11 protein-coding genes are annotated in these 19,482 nt (G+C 52.3%); 6 read left to right on the top strand and 5 right to left on the bottom strand.

Annotated features, from left to right (window positions below; all coding sequences use genetic code 11):
* Window positions 1–7: 7 nt before the first annotated feature.
* Together mce and rsgA are read right to left on the bottom strand one after the other, a co-directional pair.
* A complete protein-coding gene (gene mce, locus H144_RS0100335) occupies window positions 8–412 on the bottom strand; it encodes a methylmalonyl-CoA epimerase (protein WP_019940027.1) in 405 nt (134 codons plus the stop codon).
* 21 nt (window positions 413–433) lie between these two features.
* On the bottom strand, window positions 434–1,369 hold the full coding sequence (rsgA, locus tag H144_RS0100330) for a ribosome small subunit-dependent GTPase A (protein ID WP_019940026.1): 936 nt from the start codon (window positions 1,367–1,369) through the stop codon (window positions 434–436).
* 343 nt (window positions 1,370–1,712) lie between these two features.
* Between rsgA and H144_RS0100325 the strand changes: the two genes are divergently transcribed.
* The gene (locus H144_RS0100325; RefSeq protein ID WP_019940025.1) at window positions 1,713–2,936 is read left to right on the top strand and encodes an ROK family transcriptional regulator; all 1,224 of its coding nucleotides are present in this window, start codon (window positions 1,713–1,715) and stop codon (window positions 2,934–2,936) included.
* Window positions 2,937–2,971: 35 nt separating this feature from the next.
* Here the strand turns inward: H144_RS0100325 and H144_RS0100320 are convergent, their stop codons facing one another.
* Window positions 2,972–4,228 (bottom strand): 3-deoxy-D-manno-octulosonic acid transferase, encoded by a 1,257-nt coding sequence (locus H144_RS0100320; protein ID WP_019940024.1) that lies wholly within the window; start codon window positions 4,226–4,228, stop codon window positions 2,972–2,974.
* 220 nt (window positions 4,229–4,448) lie between these two features.
* On the opposite strand from H144_RS0100320, the gene H144_RS0100315 reads away from it, so the two are divergent.
* The 4 genes from H144_RS0100315 (at window position 4,449) to H144_RS0100295 (ending at window position 8,970) form a co-directional block, all read left to right on the top strand.
* Window positions 4,449–5,204 (top strand): hypothetical protein, encoded by a 756-nt coding sequence (locus H144_RS0100315; RefSeq protein ID WP_019940023.1) that lies wholly within the window; start codon window positions 4,449–4,451, stop codon window positions 5,202–5,204.
* Between the two features lie 19 nt (window positions 5,205–5,223).
* Complete coding sequence (gene lipA / locus H144_RS0100310) at window positions 5,224–6,102, top strand: lipoyl synthase (RefSeq protein WP_026350275.1); 879 nt, start codon at window positions 5,224–5,226, stop codon at window positions 6,100–6,102.
* Window positions 6,103–6,389: 287 nt separating this feature from the next.
* Complete coding sequence (gene metK / locus H144_RS0100300; RefSeq protein ID WP_019940020.1) at window positions 6,390–7,670, top strand: methionine adenosyltransferase; 1,281 nt, start codon at window positions 6,390–6,392, stop codon at window positions 7,668–7,670.
* A gap of 217 nt (window positions 7,671–7,887) precedes the next feature.
* The gene (locus H144_RS0100295; protein WP_019940019.1) at window positions 7,888–8,970 is read left to right on the top strand and encodes a fatty acid desaturase family protein; all 1,083 of its coding nucleotides are present in this window, start codon (window positions 7,888–7,890) and stop codon (window positions 8,968–8,970) included.
* Between the two features lie 19 nt (window positions 8,971–8,989).
* On the opposite strand, the gene H144_RS0100290 is transcribed toward H144_RS0100295, so the two are convergent.
* The gene (locus tag H144_RS0100290) at window positions 8,990–12,103 is read right to left on the bottom strand and encodes an efflux RND transporter permease subunit (RefSeq protein WP_019940018.1); all 3,114 of its coding nucleotides are present in this window, start codon (window positions 12,101–12,103) and stop codon (window positions 8,990–8,992) included.
* Window positions 12,100–13,173, bottom strand: coding sequence for an efflux RND transporter periplasmic adaptor subunit (locus H144_RS0100285; RefSeq protein WP_019940017.1), 1,074 nt, complete (start codon window positions 13,171–13,173; stop codon window positions 12,100–12,102). The genes H144_RS0100290 and H144_RS0100285 overlap by 4 nt, the downstream gene beginning before the upstream one ends.
* A 296-nt stretch (window positions 13,174–13,469) precedes the next feature.
* Between H144_RS0100285 and H144_RS0100280 the strand changes: the two genes are divergently transcribed.
* Window positions 13,470–19,481, top strand: coding sequence for an alpha-2-macroglobulin family protein (locus H144_RS0100280; protein ID WP_229207819.1), 6,012 nt, complete (start codon window positions 13,470–13,472; stop codon window positions 19,479–19,481).
* The last annotated feature ends 1 nt before the right edge of the window (window position 19,482 follow it).

The following is a 19,482-nucleotide window of genomic DNA, read 5'->3' as shown; positions in this document are numbered from 1 at the left end:
GGGCGCCCTACCCGATCTCCTGGCAAAGCTCGATCAGCACGCCGTTCGCGGTTTTGGGATGTACGAAACATACGAGCTTGTTGTCGGCGCCGCGTTTAGGGGTTTCGTTCAACAATAGGAAACCGGCTTCCCGTAACCGCTGCATTTCGGCGAGGATGTCGGCTACCTCGAATGCGATGTGGTGGATGCCTTCTCCTTTCTTTTCGATGAAACGATGAATGGCGCTTTCCTCGGCCGTAGCTTCCAGGAGCTCTATTTTAGTTTGATTAATTTGAAAAAAAGAAGTCGTCACATGCTCGGATTCGACCGTCTCCCGCTTATAAGGCTGGGTATTGAGTAGTGCGGAATACAACGCCTCAGCAGCAGCCAGGTCCGCAACGGCAATCCCGATATGTTCGACATTTTTCATCATTCATTCAATCATTGTTTATCCCTACTTCCGGTTATCATCCCCTGCCATAATGCTCAGGTAACTTTCGAAACGGCTCAGCGCGATCTTTCCTTCCGACACGGCGTCCTTCACGGCGCACCCCGGTTCATTGATGTGCTGGCAATTGTTAAACCGGCATTCGTTCAGCAAATCGCGCATTTCCGGGAAATAATGACTGATTTCTTCCTTCTCCATATCGGCGAGCCCCAGTTCCTTGATACCCGGCGAGTCGATAATGAATGTGCCCGGTTCCAGCTCGAACATTTCCGCAAATGTCGTCGTATGTACGCCCTTGTTCGCGAATGTGGATACTTCCTGGGTCTTAATATCCAGATCCGGCGCAATCGCATTCACGAGCGTCGATTTCCCGACCCCAGAATGCCCGGACAGCAGCGATACCTTGCCTTTCAGCAACGCCTTGAACGCGTCGAGGCCCAGCTCGTGCAATGCTGTGGTGGAAATGCATTGGTAACCGAGCGAAGAATAAAGGTCCATCAGTGCTGCCTGGTATTGTTTCATTTCTTCGTCCAGCAAATCCTGCTTATTGAAAACCAGTACACCCGGAATGCGGAATGACTCGATCGCAACCAGAAAACGGTCGATGAAGCCCAGCGAAGTGCGGGGAAATACCAATGTGCATATCAATATCGCCTGGTCCACATTCGCCGCGATAAGGTGCGCGTGAGCCGTTTTGTGCACCGATTTACGGATCACATAGTTTTCGCGCGGTTCAATCTCATGGATAATGCCGAAGTTTTCACCTTCATTTTCCACCTCGAAATTGACATAGTCGCCCACGGCAATGGGGTTGGTCACTTTCAGTCCCAATGCCTTGAACTTCCCTTTTAGCCGGCATTGCCACACGTGCCCGTCCCTGCTGTCCCTGACATCATACCACGAACCCGTTGAACGAAGTACCAGGCCTTTGATTAAACTCATTTTTCTTTGTTTTGGAATCAGCGAATTTAAAAGGACTTTGGGAGAAGTCGGAAAAAAATACCCGCTAAGTCAAAAAGCAGCCCAAAACAAGTAGTTTTTAATAGCCCTTGATTTTTATTGGCATTGCGTGTAATCCATCTCCTTCAAGCTAGAAATCCCATTTTGTGCCGGTACTACTATTTAGCAAACGTTTGGCGAATTGCCCGTTCTGCTAAGGATTTTACAACAAATAATAATATTTTTTAAAATCACACCCGATTTTTCTGATTATTTCATACATTAGTACCACCCAATCATAAAGAAAATTAAAAAGAACATTCTATAATTATTTTTACTCCGCATAATGGACTTAGTGGCAGAAGAACCGAGTTCGGTCATTGATATTCGCAAAAATCGCATCAGAAGCAGCCTGCTGCTGCATTTGTATCAGTCCGGGGACACTTCCATCAACAAAATGGCCAAGTTGTTCCATGCGAGTATCCCATCCGCAACCGGTATCGTGAACGACCTCATGCGAGATGGCTGGATCACGGAAACAGGCACCGGGCCTGCCAGGGCTGGCCGCCCGCCGGTTTTGTACGGCCTCAATGCTAAAAAGTACCTGACGCTGATCATGGACATCAACCGCCATGATACGCAGCTCTGCATTTTCGACCTGCATAACCAACTGATACTGAAAAGGAAAGTCGATATTCGTCTGGACGACTCGGCCAACTTCCTCGAAGAGCTTTTTGCTTCCACCGACGATTTCCTGAAATCCAACAACATTAGCCGCAGCAAATTGTGGGGCATCGGCGTGTCCATGCCCGGATTGATCAACTCTTCGCAAGGGATCAATTTGACGTATATGAACCTGACGCCGCCGAGTGTGCCGCTGGTAACGTACCTCAAAGAACATTTCGACCTTCCGGTTTGCCTTTTCAACGATACGAAGGCGACGACGATCGGTGAACACCGGTTTGGGTATGCCGTGGATAAATCGCAGGTGCTGACGATCAACATCGACTGGGGCGTGGGCCTTGGGATCATCATCAACGGGGAGGTGTTCAATGGCGCATCGGGCTTTGCCGGTGAGCTGGGACATATCCAGGTGAAACCCGACGGCATGCTCTGCCATTGCGGCAAAGTGGGCTGCCTGGACACAATTACCTCCGCCATCGCGCTCATTCGCCAGGCCAAAGAGGGCATTGAAACCGGCCGGGCGACGATCCTGAAACAGTTTGTGAACAACAACCTCGACCTGCTCGAGACTTCGCATATCATCGAAGCCGTCCATGCCGGCGACGAATTCTCCATCGACCTGCTCAGCACCGTAGGCACCGAACTTGGCAAGGGACTGGCTACGGCCGTGCATTTGTTCAACCCGGAGGTGATTATCGTGGGCGGTTTGCTCGCGGAAGCGGGGCCGTTCATTTCCAACCCCATCGAGCAGGCGATCAACAAGTATTGCCTGTCGGATTTTAAAAACCCGCTTTCGATCCACATTTCCAAGCTGGGCGCGAAGGCGAGGCTGCTCGGAACGCAGGCCTATCTGTTCGACAACCTGATCGCGAAGGAGTTTTCCTGATATTTAAATGGCTGACGGTGCATTCAAATGCAACGTCAGCTCATTGATTCCGCCACTTTCTGCATAATCATATCCGTAGCCCCGACGCCGGACAGCACGTAATCGCTTGAAATGCGGCCCGCTTGCTTCGCTTCCGCCGGGTCCTCTACCCAGCTTCGCAGCGTCTTTAAAAGCTGGTCAAAATCCGCTACCGGAAATGCCCCGCCCCTTTCAATGAGGTCTACCGCTTCCTGGAACCGGTGATAGCTTTTATTTCCAAAAACAACAGGCAACCCGAATGTGGCCGCTTCGAGTATATTATGCAGCCCCACCCCGAACGACCCGCCGATATAGGCCACATCGCCATACTGGTATAGGGAAGAAAGCATGCCGATATTGTTGATAATGAGGTAGTCGGATCCTGTCGGCGACTGGCCTGCGGCCACTTCGGAATACAAAATGGAACGACCGTTCAATTTTGCTCGCCAGCCGGCAATTTCGTCGGCTTTGATCTCGTGCGGGGCGATAATCGCTTTCAACTGCCCGGGCAACGCATTGAGTGCAGGAATGAGTACCTGCATATCCGCGTCCCACACCGAGCCTGCGATCAAACATGGGTTATTCCCTTTAAAATCACCGATTTCAGGCAGCTCGCGCGCACTGGCGGCGATGGCGCGCACGCGGTCGAAGCGCGTATCGCCCGCGACGCTGCATGCGTTGATCCCCACATTTTTCAGTAAGCCAACGGAGCTTTGATTCTGTACAAAAAGGTGGTCGAAATCGCCCAGCATTTTCCGGAAAAAACCGCCGTAAGGCTTAAAGAATACCTGATTTTCACGAAAAATAGACGAGAAAGAAAGAATATACGTGCCGTTTTTCCGCAATGCACGGAGGTAATTATACCAGAATTCGTATTTAATAAAAAACGCGATTTTCGGGTTTACGATTTGTACAAATTCATGTGCATTAGCGGCCGTATCGAATGGCAGATAGCAGATCAGATCGGCCCCGTTATAGTTTTTGCGGATCTCGTAACCCGAAGGCGAAAAGAATGTCAGCAATATAAAATGCCCCGGATAAGCTGCGCGGTAGGCTTCGATCACCGGCCTGCCCTGCTCGAATTCACCAAGCGACGCGGCATGAAACCAGGCTACCGGCCGCCCCGCGACCTGCCCCGGAAGTGTGTCGCGCAACCGCGCCAGCAGGCCCTTCCGCCCGTCGACGCCGAGCTTTATTTTATGATTGAAAGGTGCAACAAACCTGATTAGAAAAGCGAAAACCCGGATGGCGACCTGATAGATGATTTTCACCAAAGCACTCTGATTAAAAGGATGTTAAAAAAGAAATACAAGCCGCCGTCTGGGAGCGGTCAGAAATGCCCGGCAGGCTTTTTGGGTTCTTTTTTCGTTTAAAGAACATAAATGTACAAAAAACCGTTAATGTGATGTCGGTATACAGATGCTTACGCTATTATTTTGTACTTTCACTGTTCATACGACACATACATAGTCACAGGGAATTTATACTAATAATATGATGCGTGTAAAACTTTTACTTTCCGTATCGATTCTGTTTGCATTATCGACAGAGATATACGCTCAGCGCAGGTCTGTTAAGAACGAGGACACCGAGGAGACCTATAAATCTTTTACCTCTGTGGGTATTACCACCAATACCAACTCCGGGATTCTCGGCGGTGCGGTATTTCGCCAGTCGCAGGCAACAGGTTCCAAAATGTTTGGAAAGAATGCTTACCGCTACCTGGCGCTTGAGCTGGTGAATGTGAAACATCCGAAAGAACTTTCCACGCAGGATTTCGTCACCGGCGCGAGGCTGGTGTACGGCAAGCAGAATTACCTGTTTGTGCTGCGTCCCGAATATGGCCGCGAAATCGCGCTTTTCAGCAGGCAGGACGACGAGGGCATTTCGATCAGCGGAATCCTGGCAGCGGGCCCTTCACTGGGCTTCGAAAAGCCGTACATGGTGCAATACCAGGGCTCGGACGGCCGCGTAACGACGGCGCCGTTCGATCCGAACCGCTCGGGCGACATTATCGGTGCCGGCAGTTTTTTCACCGGTTTCGGCAAGTCTAAAGTGGTGCCGGGTTTGCACATCAAAACGGCGATGAGCTTCGAATTGAGCGCATTCCGGGATAATGTAACAGGCGTGGAAATCGGGTTTATCGCGGAAGCGTTCTCTCGGAAAGTGGTGATCATGGCCGATGCGCAAAACCGTTCGTTCTACACCTCCGGCTACCTGACCCTTTATTTTGGAAGCAAGAAAAGATAATTAGAGATTACAGATTGATATGATTGAATTGCCAGTAATACCGTCGGAACGTAAAAAACGCCCCGATTGGCTCCGGGTGAAACTGCCCGCAGGCCCTGAGTTCAGGAAAGTACGACAACTGGTCGATAACTATAAACTTCACACCATTTGCGAAAGCGGAAACTGCCCGAATATGGGAGAATGCTGGGGCGCCGGAACGGCTACCTTCATGATCCTCGGGAATGTGTGTACGAGAAGTTGCAGTTTTTGTGCGGTAGCAACCGGCCGTCCTAACGAATATGATACCGACGAGCCAAGACGTGTAGCCGAGGCGATCAAGCTGATGCAGGTGAAACATGCCGTGATCACGTCTGTTAACCGGGATGAATTGAAAGACAAAGGTGCCGAAATCTGGTACCAGACCGTGCGCCAGGTGAAGGAAAACACGCCGGAAACGACCATCGAAACATTGATCCCCGACGTGAAAAGCAACTGGGACGCGCTCATCCATATGATCGAAGCGGGCCAGGAAGTAGTTTCCCACAATATGGAAACCGTGGAACGTCTGTACCGCGCGGTACGCCCGCAGGCCAAATACGCCCGCAGCCTCGAACAGATCAAACGCACGAAGGAATTCGGCCAGCGTACCAAATCGGGCATTATGCTCGGCCTGGGCGAGACGCAGGATGAAGTGTACAAAGCCATGGACGATCTTGCCGAAAACGGCCTCGACATCCTCACTTTGGGACAATATCTGCAACCGACCAAAATGCACCACGAGGTAATCGAATGGATCACGCCCGAAATGTTCGACAATTACCGGGAAGAAGGTCTGAGACGCGGGTTGAAATATGTAGAATCAGGCCCGCTGGTACGGTCGAGCTACCATGCCGAGCGCCACGTCAACGTACCGATCTGATTGGCAAGCGATATACAGACCCAACGGCAAAGCCGGCTTAGCGACCCTATGCCGGCTTTGCCATTCACACAGGAAGCTAAATATCTGCCGCACAACACCATATAAATTTGCCGTTAAAAAATTCGTTCGTGGTAAAATTGATGAAAATGTTCCCGAACAATGCGATTTGCAGAGTCAATTTCTAAATGATTACTTATTTTTGCCGACGACTAGGAAACTAGAAGCACCTCTCCGGAGGAAATATTATCACACATTTAAACTTTTCTTTAACTTTTATTTCGTTTCCAATGCCATACTTATTCACCTCGGAGTCCGTATCTGAAGGACATCCTGACAAGGTAGCCGATCAAATCTCAGATGCACTGATTGACAATTTTCTAGCATGGGATACCAACAGTAAGGTGGCCTGCGAAACACTGGTGACGACCGGACAGGTAGTTTTGGCCGGCGAGGTAAAGACCAACACTTACCTGGACGTTCAGAAGATCACCCGCGACGTGATCAAGCGGATTGGTTACACGAAGAGTGAATACATGTTTGAAGCCAACTCCTGCGGTATCCTTTCGGCGATCCACGACCAGAGCGCGGATATCAACCAGGGCGTTGACCGTGCGGCTGCGGCGGAAGATTTCGAATCCAAAGCCAACGCACAGGGAGCTGGCGACCAGGGTATGATGTTCGGATACGCAACCCGCGAAACAGCCAACTACATGCCGCTCGCACTCGACCTCGCGCACAAGATCCTGCAAGAGATGTCGTACATCCGCAACAACGAGCCTTCATTGATCCCTTACCTGCGCCCGGATGCGAAATCACAGGTAACGATCGAATATAGCGACGATAACGTGCCTCAGCGCATCGATACCATCGTGGTTTCGACCCAGCACGACGACTTCGACAGCGAAGAAGCGATGCTCGCGAAAATCAAAAGCGACGTGATCAACATCGTGATCCCACGCGTGAAAGCGAAACTGACGCCGGAACTGCAGCAACTGTTCACAGGCGACATTACGCACCATATCAACCCAACCGGCAAATTCGTAATCGGTGGCCCACACGGCGATACCGGTCTCACAGGCCGTAAAATCATCGTAGATACCTACGGTGGCAAAGGCGCGCACGGTGGTGGCGCATTCTCCGGAAAAGATCCTTCCAAAGTAGACCGCTCGGCGGCATATGCGACCCGTCACATCGCTAAAAACATGGTAGCATCAGGCCTTTGCGACGAAGTACTCGTTCAGGTTTCCTACGCGATCGGTGTGGCTGAGCCTTGCGGATTGTACGTAAATACTTACGGCACTTCCAAAGTGGCAGACAACGACGGCGCTATCGCGGCGAAAATCGGTGAAATCTTCGATATGCGCCCATACGCAGTAGAGCAACGCCTGAAACTGCGCAACCCGATCTACTCCGAAACAGCCGCATACGGCCACATGGGACGTAAGAACGAAATCGTTAAGAAATCATTCAAAGGTGCCAACGGAGAAGAAAAAGAAGTGGAAGTAGAACTCTTCACCTGGGAAAAACTTGACTTCGTAGATGCTATCAAAGCGAAATTCTCGCTGTAAGAAAGCATTCCTGATCAGAACCGAGAGAGGCCGGCAGTGATGTCGTCCTCTTTTGTTTTTAGGTACGTTATCCAAATAATATTTCAATTTTCAGCTTTCAACAGCATTTTTGAAGTGAATACGGAAATTAACCAAAGCGCGTGCCAATATTACCCGCTAAACTCCGTTCTCCCGAAACCAACCCATTAATTTAAACAGCGTCTTCCCGTCGCCCTCCATGCAACTTCAAAAAGTTAAATTCACGAATCCCGAGAAAAGCACATTTTTCCCCACGCTGAGACAGCGTGTCGATCAGTACTTTTCCAGCAACAATATTTGCAAGTCGGGCGGGGCTGGCATCATATACAAAGCGTTGTTTATGCTGAGCCTATATCTGGTACCCTACGCATTAATCCTGTCCGGGCAGTTCGGTCTGCTGGCTATGGCTTGTTTCACGATGATTATGGGGCTCGGCGTCGCCGGCGTCGGAATGTCGGTCATGCACGATGCCATCCACGGCTCGCTGGCCACTTCCAACCGGCTCAACAAGGTCTTCGGCGCATCCATTTATCTTCTGGGCGGGAATGCCTACAACTGGGAGGTCCAGCACAACCGGCTGCATCACACCTACACCAACATCCACGAAGTCGACGAGGACATTACCGGCAAGTTTTTGCTGCGGCTATCCTTTCACGAAAAGCAAAAGTTCATTCACCGGTTTCAGCACATCTACGCATTCTTCCTGTACAGCCTCATGACGCTGTCGTTCCTGTGGAAAGATTTCAAGGAAATTTCCCTTTTCAATAAAATGGCCAAATCGGGAATGACAAAGCCTTTCCCGCGCAAGGAACTGGTGAAACTGATCTCCACCAAGCTCGCCTACGTGGTATTTATCTGCGTTATACCGCTCGCCGCGACGTCTGTTACCTTTACGCAATGGCTGATTGGCTTTCTGATTATGCACGGCACGGCCGGAATGATCCTGAGTACGGTATTTCAGATGGCGCACGTGGTAGAAGGCGCCGAGCAACCCGAGCCCGATCAGAACGGCTGCATCGAGAATGCCTGGGCCGTTCACCAGCTGCAGACCACCTCCAACTTCGCCGGGAAAAACCGCATATTGTCCTGGTTCATCGGCGGCCTCGATTATCAGATCGAGCACCACCTGTTCCCGACCATCTCCCACGTACATTACCACGCGTTATCGCCCATCGTTAAAGAGACGGCCCTGGAATTCGGATTGATATACAATGCCAAATCCAATTTCGGCAACGCCCTCGGCTCGCACGTGAGGATGCTTAAAAATATGGGAACGCGGTAGGTCAGAATTTGTCTTGCACTCAAAAATGCGCCGGCTCTTCCAGTTCGCTGTCCCTCGCCACGCGTTCGATCATTTTCATTTTCTCGAAGTTTTTGGGGCGTGAGAAGAAGGTGTATATCGCGGGAATAACATAGAGCGTGAGGACGAGCGAGAATAGCAGTCCGCCCATGATCACGATCCCCATCGACATCCGGCTGCGTCCTGCCGATCCCAGCGCCATCGCGATAGGCAATGCGCCCAGGATCGTGGCGAGGCTGGTCATCAGAATGGGCCGGAAACGCAGCGTGGCTGCCTCCAATGCCGCTTCGCTGATACTCCGCCCCTGTTCCCGCAGCTGGTTGGCAAATTCCACAATGAGGATACCGTTTTTCGTCACCAGCCCGATGAGCATGATCATCCCGATCTGGCTGAAAATATTGAGCGTCTGATCGAACAGCCAGAGCGAGAATACCGCGCCACCAATCGCGAGGGGTACCGTGAACATGATAATAAACGGGTCCACGAAGCTTTCGAACTGCGCCGCCAGGATGAAGTAGATCAATATCAATGCGAGGAAAAACGAGAACATCGTGTTCGAGGAGCTCTCGGCATAGTCACGGGACGAACCGCTCAGTGCCGTCTGGATCGTCTCGTCGTTCAGCTTGTCGCGGATGCGGTCCATGGCTGCAATGCCGTCGCCGATCGTCTTGCCGGGCGCCAGTGCCGCCTGTACCGTTGCGCTCATATAGCGGTTGTAGTGGAAAAGCTGCGGCGGACTGCTTTCCTCTTCGGCTTTCACGATATTATCCAGCTGCACGAGGCTCCCCGTATTCGTTTTGACAAACATACTTTTCAAATCCAGCGGCTCATCGCGGTTCGCGCGGTCGTACTGGCCGATGACCTGGTACTGGCGGCCATTCATGGTAAAATACCCGAAACGCTGCCCTGCAAATGCCAGCTGCATCGTTTGCGCCACATCCTGGACAGACACGCCGAGCGACTTAGCCTTCTCCCGGTCGATCACAATCTGGATCTCAGGCTTGCTGAATTTCAGGTTCACGTCCGTAATCGCGAAAGTGGGGTCGTTGGAAGCCTCTTCCATGAATTTGGGCAGGTATTCGCGGAGTTTTTCAAAATCCGGCGCCTGGATCACATATTGAATAGGTAATCCGCCGCGCGAGTCCACAGAAATCGTTTGCTGTTGGACCACAAACGATTTGGCGTCGGGCATTTGTTTGAGTTTTTTATTGATATAGTCCGCGATTTCCTGCTGCGATTCCTTGCGGAACTTCTTGTCTACCAAGGCAATGCGGCCACTGCCTGTGTTCGCAGCACCGAGCCCCGAGTTACCGGGCGAAGTGATGAGCATCAACCCTTTCTTGCCGGGCATCGAGTCCATCAGCATATTACCCACATCCTGCACATAGCGGTCGGTGAATTCGAATGAAGAACCTTCAGGCGTCGTCATGTTGATACGGAACCAGTTACGGTCGTCGAGGGGCGCAAGTTCCGATTGCAGGCCTTTGCCGAAGAACCAGATCATTCCCATCGTCATCGCCACGAGCGGGATCGCTACCCAGCGCATTTTGAGGAATTTGGCCAACGCATTGCCGTAGTCGTTCGTAATCTTCTCGAAAAACGGTTCCGTTTTCTCGTAGAACCAGCTCTTTTTGTGCGTCTTGCGCACGAGGTATGCATTGAGCATCGGCGTCAGCGTGAGCGATACGAATGCGGAGATCAATACAGCCGCGGAAATCACGATACCGAACTCACGGAAGAGTTTTCCTACAAAACCTTCCATAAATATCACCGGCAAAAACACGGATGCCAGCGTAATGGACGTCGATAATACGGCGAAAATGATCTCGTTAGAACCCTTGATAGCCGCTTCGATCGGGCTCATCCCCTGTTCGATCTTCTTGAAAATATTCTCCGTGACCACGATACCGTCGTCCACGACAAGCCCCGTCGCCAATACGATCGCGAGCAGCGTGAGTACATTCACCGAAAAGCCCATGATGTACATAATGAAGAATGTACCAATGAGCGAAACGGGGATATCAATGAGCGGGCGGAAAGCTATGAGCCAGTCGCGGAAGAAAAGGTAAATGATGATCACCACGAGGACGATCGCGATCAGAAGCGTTTCGCCCACCTCCTCGATCGAGCGCTCTACGAAAATGGTGTTGTCGATGAGCGTATCCAGCTCGTAATCTTTCGGAAGCTCTTTTTTAATGGCGTCCATCCGCTTGTTCACTTCCTCGGCAATATTGAGGTAGTTGGCCCCCGGCATTGGCGAAATTGCCAGGCCGATCATCGGCACATTGTCCAGCCGCAGGATAGTCTCCTCATTTTCAGGACCGAGCGTCGCCGAACCGATGTCTTTCAGGTGGATGGTCTGCGTCGCCGAGTTCTTGATGATCATTTCGTTGAAATCCTCCTCGGTACGGAAACGGCCGATGGTTTTCACCGTCAGCTCGGTATTATCCCCGGCGAGTTTGCCGCTGGGCAGCTCCACATTCTCCTTGTCGAGCGCAACCTTCACATCCTGGGTCGTAATGCCCAGCGAGGCCATTTTCACGGGATCCATCCAGATGCGCATGGCATATTTCTTTTGCCCGAAAATGCGGATTTCGCTCACGCCCTCGATCGTTTGCAGGCGTTGGGCGATCACGTTTTCGGCGTAGTCGCTCACTTCGAGGTGGGAGCGGCTGTCGCTTTTGAATGTCAATACGATAATGGGCTCGGAGTTGGCATCGGCCTTGCTCACCACCGGCGGGCCGTCGATATCGAGCGGCAATGTGCGGGAAGCTGAGCCAACCTTGTCGCGCACGTCGTTCGCGGCGCGCTCCATATCCACACCAATGTCGAACTCGACGGTGATCTGGCTGGTGCCCTGGCTACTCGTAGAGTTAATGGACTTGATGCCTTCGATACTGTTCAGCTGCTTTTCAAGCGGCTCGGTGATCTGCGATTCGATAATGTCGGCGTTGGCTCCCGTGTAGCTCGTACGGATGGAAACCACCGGCGGGTCTATCGACGGGAACTCGCGCATTCCCAGGAACTTGTATCCCAGGAACCCGAACAATATGATGAGCAGGTTCATGACAATCGCCAGAACCGGCCTTTTGATGGAAAGGGTCGAAATGCTCATAGTTTGACCTTCACGGCGGCGTTAGGTTTGATGGCAATGATACCCGACGTGATCAGCGAGTCGCCGGGCTTCAGGCCGTCGATGATCTGGATCCGCTTATCGGTGCGCAAGCCGGTGGTGACCATAACTTCCTGCGCCTTGCCTTCTTTCACGACAAACACTTTTTTACCCTTCAAAACAGGCACAATGGCTTCGGTAGGGATCATCATCGCCGCGCGGTTGGCGTCGAGGTCGGCCAGTACCTTCACAAACATGCCGGGCACGAAGCGGCCTTCCGGGTTGTTGGCAAGTGCCCGCACGCGCAATGTGCGCAGGTTTTCGTCCACTTTCGGGTCAACGGCCAGGATTTTGGCACTGAATGTCGACGGGTCTCCGTCCAGGTTGAACTTCACGGTGCCGCCTACCCGGATGCTCGGGCTGTATTTTTCAGGAACGGTGAAATCGATTTTCACCGGATTGCTTTGTACAATGGTCACGATGGGCGTACCCGGAGCCAGAAATGCGCCTTCGCTGATGAATTTCAATCCAATACGACCGCTGAACGGCGCACGGATCTCCGTTTTTTCCAGTTGCGCTTCGATTACTTCTTTCTCCGCATCGAGCACGCGGATATTGTTCGAAGTAACATCGTATTCTTCGAGGTTAATGGCCTCTACATTGAGCAGCTTGCGCTGCCGGGCCTCTATTTTTTTGCTTAAATCCTGGTTGTAGGCAATTTTCTGGAGTTGCGCGCGAAGCTCGCGGTCATTGATTTTGGCGATCAGCTGGCCTTTGTTAATGTAAGCGCCCTCCTTGATGTCGAGCTTCACGAGCCGGCCCGATATTTCCGACATCAGGTTCACTTCCTCGTTGGGCAGCACGGTACCCGAAGCAAAAATCTGGTTTTCAATCGACTCTTTTCCTACGATAAACACATTCACCGGCACAGCTCCGCCGGACGACCTCGCACTCTTTCCGTCCCCGCCCTTTTTCGCATCGGAATCTTTGCCTTCACCCGGTTTTGAAAAAATAAACAATTTCCCCAATACCAGGGCGACGATGATCCCCGCCACCAACATGATCGTACGCATAACCTAAAAATAAAATTCGTTCAAGAAGAGTAGTAATTAATTATATTTCTGCAAACGCCCTGTTTAAAGATACTTCATATTGTAAAAAGGGGCAATGTAGAGTTTTTATACTTCTACAAATAGCACTTTCCAAAGATGTTTGACGAATGACCTTTTCCGGCAGCTAAATGCCGTTTTTAGCGCTGCGGCGTTTTGTTATCTTTAAAAGAACATCAACATAAAATCCTCAGGAAACGATGAAAATAATATACACGGCCGGTTACTGCCTGTTAATCACCATCATCATATCATTAACTATGCACACACACGGACAAACGCCGGTCAAATACTACGGCAAAGAATGGAAGGCAGTGGACGAGCTGATCGGCAAGGGGCTCGACAAGGACGCGCTGGAACAGATCCGGGCCATCTACCAGCTTGCCAGGAAGGAAAAGCAGGAAGCGCAGGTGATCAAGGCCTCGGTGTATATGGTTTTTGTACAAAATGAAAACCGCGAAAATAGCATCGAAACATCCATTGCCGAGCTCGAAAAGGAGCTGCCTGCCACGAGCGGACAGGCGAGGGCCATATTCCAAAGCCTGATCGCCTCGCAGTATTATGCCTACTTCCTGAGCATCCGCTGGCAGCTCTACGACCGCACGGCCACGGTGAATTTTGATAAAAATGACCTGGCAACCTGGGGAACCGAGGATTTTTACCGGAAAATCGGCGGGCTGTTTCTCGAATCGATCCGGGAAGAAGCGTTACTGAAAAAAACCGAGCTTGAACCCTACGACGCGCTGATTATCAAGGGAAATATGCGCAAGCTTCGCCCCACGTTGTACGATCTGCTCGCGTCGAGGGCCTTGACCTACTTTTCTTCCGATGAGCAAACGCTCAAAAAGCCGGCATACGCATTTGAGATCGCTACCGCCTCGGCATTCGATCCCGCGGCGGATTTTGTGCACCGGAAATTCGAGACCAGGGATTCGGCCTCGCTGGAACATCAGGCGCTTCTGCTGTACCAGAAACTGATCGCATTCCACCTGGAAGATGACGCGCCCGACGCGCTGATCGACGTGGACCTGGCGCGACTCCAATATGTGCGGCAAAAGTCGGTGCACCCGGATAAGGACTCGCTGTATTATATGTCGGTCAACCATCTGGCCGATCAGTACCAGACCGCCCCGGCCGCTGCGCAGGCCTGGTACCTGAAAGCTGCGTGGCATCACGAGCTCGGCAACCGCTACCAGGCGGGCAAGGACACGACATACCGGTTCGAAAATGAGAAAGCCGCGGCGATATGCGAGAAGGTCATCGCCGAAAATCCTGAAACGGAAGGCGGGATCAATGCATACAACCTCCTCAACGCGATTCGGAGCAAGCAGCTGACGATCACCACCGAGCGCGCGGGCCTTCCAAAGAAGCCGTTGCTCGCATTGGTGACTTTCAAGAACATTCCAATGCTCCATTTCAGGCTGATCAGGGCCGATGCGGCGGCTATCGCGGGTTTTGAGGAAGATGACTATCAGAGCAAATTCAAAAACCTCACCGCCGCTCGCGCCATGCGTACGTGGACGCAAACGCTCCCCGACACCCGCGACTTCCAGCAGCACAGCGTGGAAATCAAGATCGACGCCCTGCCGATAGGCGACTATATCCTGCTCGCCGGCACGGATGAAGCCTTCCAGCATGGCCAAACCATCCTGGCGGCGCAGCTTTTCCATATTTCTAACCTGAGCTATATCGCCAAATCGGACCACTATTTCGTGCTCGACCGGGACAGCGGGCAGCCCATTGCCGGTGCAAGCGTCCAGCTTTGGCGGCATTCCTACAACAATACCCGCCGGAAATACGGGTATATCAAAGACGCTTTCCACAAAACCGACGCGAATGGCCAGTTTGTCGTCGCGTACGAGACTAAACCGGGCAGCCCGTTCGATTTGATCCCTGAAATTACCCACGGCGACGACCACCTGTTTATCCGCCAAAACCGCCCTCGGTACCATTACCAGTTCACCGGCGATGAAAATGAAGACGAGGACATTGACCAGATCTTCCTCTTCACCGACCGCGGCATTTACCGGCCGGGGCAAACGGTTTACTACAAGGGGATCGCCCGGAAAGGAAAAGAGGTGCTGAAAAACCGGAAATATGTGATCGAAGTGGCGGCACGCGATGCCAATGGCAGCGAATTTCACACTGCCGACCACCGGGTGAACGAGTACGGCAGCTTCTCAGGAAGTTTCACGCTTCCGCAGAATGGCCTGACGGGCGATTTCAGTATTTCGGCAGAGAATTCGCAGGTTTCTTTTAAAGTGGAAGAATACAAACGGCCGCGTTTCGAGGTAGCATTTGATACATTGAAAAACAGCTATAAAGTCGGCGACATGATCCATGTGACGGGCACGGCGCTGGCCTATGCGGGCAATACCATCGGTGAGGCGAATGTGAAGTACCGCGTGGTGCGCTATCCGCGGGTGATGTATCCGTGGCTGTGGAAGCGCTTTGCGCCGATGCTGGAATCGAAGGAGATCGCCCACGGTGAAACAGTGACCGACGCCTCAGGTAAATTTGCGCTGGATTTCGAAGCGATGCCCGATTTGGGCATGGGCCGCAACCTTGATCCGGTGTTTGAATACACCGTTCACGCCGACATTACCGACCTGAATGGCGAAACCCGCAGCAGCGAGATTGTCGTTCTGGCCGGTTATAAGTCATTTGTGTTAAAATCGGAGATTCCGAAGAAAGCACGCGCCACGGATTTCAAATCGCTGAATATCAAGTCGGAAAACCTCGCAGCAATGCCTGTTGCGACCAATGCGACGATTCGCTTCACTCGCATTGTGCCCGAAAACCGCCTGATCCGCCCGCGCTACTGGGCCCGGCCGGATGTGTTTGTGATGCGTAAAAATGAATTCGTTTCGCTCTTCCCGCACGATGAATATGACGCTGAAACCGAAATGGAGAACTGGCAACCGACGGAAGAACCGGTGATCAAAACTGCAAAATTAGGTTCGAACAGCCCCGTTTCCATCGCCGACCTGAACCTGCCTGCCGGGTATTACAAAATGCAGATTACGGCCAAAAATACCGCTGGCGAGGAAGTTACGGATGTGCGCTATCTCGAACTGACCGCCCCGGCCCAAATCAAACCACCCTATCCCACCTACCTCTGGACAGACGGCGCCAAATCTATTGAACCAGGTGAAAAAACAAGCTTCGCATTAGGTACCAGCGCGGAAAACGTGTTTTTGATCCGTCATACAGCGTCTGATAAAAAAGACCAGTTTGCATTCTCGGGCATCGACCGGCAGATCCGGACATTTCAGTTCGGAGCCATCGAAAAAGACCGCGGCGGGTATTTTGTCCATTATTTGTTTGTGAAAAACAACCGCGTTTACAGCCATATGGAGCCGATTGTGGTGCCGTGGACAAACAAACAGCTGAAAATCGCTTACGAGACGTTCCGAGACAAGACACTACCGGGAAGCAAAGAAACCTGGAAGGTGAAAATCAGCGGAATGCATAAAGACAAGGTCGCGGCGGAAATGCTCGGCAGCATGTACGACGCCTCGCTCGACCAGCTTTATATGTACCAGTGGAACGTGCCGGAGTTCTGGCAGATGAATAACACGAACTACTATGATAAAAACTGGAATGTGAGCTTCACCCCGGCGTTTGCCCAGGTGATATATGGCGCCGGACCGGCGCACAAGTCTTTCAACAAGACATTCGACCAGCTGAACGGCCCGCATAACCTGGGCATTGCGCTTGGAGGCGGACTCCCGGGCGCTACCGTGCGCGGGCAGCGCATGCGCCGGGAAATGGCAATTACCGGCGCCGTGGCGGAGGCCAAAATGGCGCCACCCGTGCCCAACGACCCCGCGCTGAGCGAAGTGGTGGTGGTAGGCTACGGCGGGCAGAAAAAAGTACCCGAACCGGCCAAAATCGAGCCTGGGGTTACCGTTACCCGCAAAAATTTCAACGAAATGGCCTTCTTCCTTCCCAATCTGAAAACAGACGCTAAGGGCGATATTACCTTCTCATTCACATTGCCCGAGGCGCTCACGCGATGGAAATTCCAGGCGTTCGCGCACACGAAAGCGCTTGCGTTCGGCTATTCGTCCAAAGAAATCGTGACCCAAAAGGAGCTGATGGTGCAGCCCAATGCACCCCGCTTCATGCGCGAAGGCGACCGGCTGAGCTTCCCCGTCAAAATCGCCAACCTGGCCAGCCACGAGCTGAAAGGCAATGCGATTTTAACGCTATCCGACAGTGAAACCGGTGAAAACATCGACACCAAACTGGCCAACAACGCGTCGGAAAAGGCATTCACCGTCGCTCCCGGGCAAAGCACCATTCTCTTTTTTGACATAAAAATCCCCAAAGGATTTACGGGAATGCTTACCTGGCGGGCGACGGCGCAATCGGGCGACTTATCGGATGGCGAGGAAAATGTGCTGCCCGTGCTGCCCAACCGAATGCTGGTCACCGAAAGCCTGCCCATTTACACCCGCGGCAATGGCGACCGGAGTTTTACATTTGAAAAACTAAAAAATTCGGATAAATCGGCAACGCTCGCACACCAGTCGGTGACGGTGGAGTTTACGAGCAACCCGTCGTGGTACGCGATCCAGGCATTGCCTTACCTGATGGAATACCCTCATGAATGCGCCGAACAGACTTGGAGCCGGTATTACGCCAATGCGATTGCGGGGCATATTGTGCGCAGTTCGCCAAGGATCGCACAGGTTTTCAGCCGATGGAAAACGCTCGATACCACCGCATTGCAAAGTAATTTATCCAAAAACCAGGAGCTGAAAGCATTGCTGCTTGAAGAAACACCCTGGGTTATGGCCGCCAAATCGGAATCAGCACAGAAAAAGAACATCGCATTGCTGTTCGACCTCGTGCGGATGGGCAACGAGCAGGAGCGGGCATTGCTGAAATTGCAGGAGATGCAAAACCCCAACGGCGGGTTCCCGTGGTTCAAAGGCGGGCCCGACGACCGGTACATTACCCAGTACATTGTGACCGGCATCGGCCATTTGAAGAAAATGAATGCATTCACGCCTGAACAGGAGCGGGAAACCGCGAAATTGCTCGACAAGGCACTGCCCTACCTAGATGCCCGCCTGAAAGAGGATTATGAAGCGCTGCTCCGTAGTAAAGTCGATCTGGCGAAGCACACGCCCGACCCGTACGCGATCCAGTACCTGTACATGCGCAGCTTTTTCCCGACCAAACCCGTGGCACCGGCTTCCGATGAGGCTTATCGGCATCATCGCCAACGTGCCAAAGCGAGCTGGATCAGCCATTCCAAAATGCTGCAAGGGATGATCGCGCTCGTGCTGGAACGGTCGGGTGACAGGCAGACGGCCGGCGAAATCCTTGAATCGCTGAGACAAAAGGCGATTCGCAGTGAAGAATTAGGCATGTACTGGAAGGATGCCCAGCGCGGATGGTGGTGGCACGAGTCGCCCATCGAGCGCCAGGCATTGCTCATCGAGGCATTCCAGGAAGCGGGCAAAGATGCGAGTACGGTGAATGAACTGAAAACTTGGCTGCTTAAAAACAAGCAGACCAGCCATTGGGAAAGCACCAAAGCCACAGCCGAGGCCTGCTATGCCTTACTGCTGCAAGGCAGTTATTGGCTGGCGGAAAGCCCGGCGGCCACGGTGAAGCTGGGTGACGTGCAAATCGGCACCAATGCCGATGCGGAAGAAGCAGGGACGGGTTATTTCAAACGTTCGCTTGGTCCCGAGGCAGTGAGGCCTGGGATGGGCGACATTCAGGTATCCGTGCGAGCCTCTGCCGGTGCCGCGCAACTCCCCACCTGGGGCGCCATCTACTGGCAATATTTCGAAGATCTCGATAAAATTACCTTCGCCGAAACGCCGCTAAAACTCTCCAAACAGCTATTTATCGAAAAAAATACCGATAACGGCCCGGTCCTCACGCCCGTGCGTGAAGGCGATGCCGTGAATGTGGGGGATAAAATAAAGGTCCGCATAGAGCTGCGCGTAGACCGCGATATGGAATATGTGCATATGAAAGACATGCGGGCGTCGGGTCTTGAGCCGGTGAATGTGCTGAGTGGCTACCGCTGGCAGGGCGGCCTCGGCTATTACGAGAGCACCCGCGACGCGAGCACCAATTTCTTCTTCCATGCATTACGAAAAGGAACTTATGTATTCGAATATCCGCTTTTTATAACGCATGAAGGCGATTTCAGCAATGGTATCACCACGATCCAAAGCATGTACGCGCCGGAGTTCACTGCCCATAGCGAGGGTGTCAGACTGAAAGCATTACCAATGAAGTAAC

This window comes from Dyadobacter beijingensis DSM 21582 (genome assembly GCF_000382205.1).
Lineage (GTDB): Bacteria > Bacteroidota > Bacteroidia > Cytophagales > Spirosomataceae > Dyadobacter > Dyadobacter beijingensis.
Note: the sequence above shows the minus strand (reverse complement) of the source record. Positions and strands in the feature narration are given on the sequence as shown.

Coding starts and splice junctions, on each gene's coding strand:
- mce (WP_019940027.1), bottom strand. CDS start 412: ATGATGAAAAATGTCGAACATATCGGGATTGCCGTTGCGGACCTGGCT.
- rsgA (WP_019940026.1), bottom strand. CDS start 1,369: ATGAGTTTAATCAAAGGCCTGGTACTTCGTTCAACGGGTTCGTGGTAT.
- H144_RS0100325 (WP_019940025.1), top strand. CDS start 1,713: ATGGACTTAGTGGCAGAAGAACCGAGTTCGGTCATTGATATTCGCAAA.
- H144_RS0100315 (WP_019940023.1), top strand. CDS start 4,449: ATGATGCGTGTAAAACTTTTACTTTCCGTATCGATTCTGTTTGCATTA.
- lipA (WP_026350275.1), top strand. CDS start 5,224: ATGATTGAATTGCCAGTAATACCGTCGGAACGTAAAAAACGCCCCGAT.
- metK (WP_019940020.1), top strand. CDS start 6,390: ATGCCATACTTATTCACCTCGGAGTCCGTATCTGAAGGACATCCTGAC.
- H144_RS0100295 (WP_019940019.1), top strand. CDS start 7,888: ATGCAACTTCAAAAAGTTAAATTCACGAATCCCGAGAAAAGCACATTT.
- H144_RS0100290 (WP_019940018.1), bottom strand. CDS start 12,103: ATGAGCATTTCGACCCTTTCCATCAAAAGGCCGGTTCTGGCGATTGTC.
- H144_RS0100285 (WP_019940017.1), bottom strand. CDS start 13,173: ATGCGTACGATCATGTTGGTGGCGGGGATCATCGTCGCCCTGGTATTG.
- H144_RS0100280 (WP_229207819.1), top strand. CDS start 13,470: ATGCACACACACGGACAAACGCCGGTCAAATACTACGGCAAAGAATGG.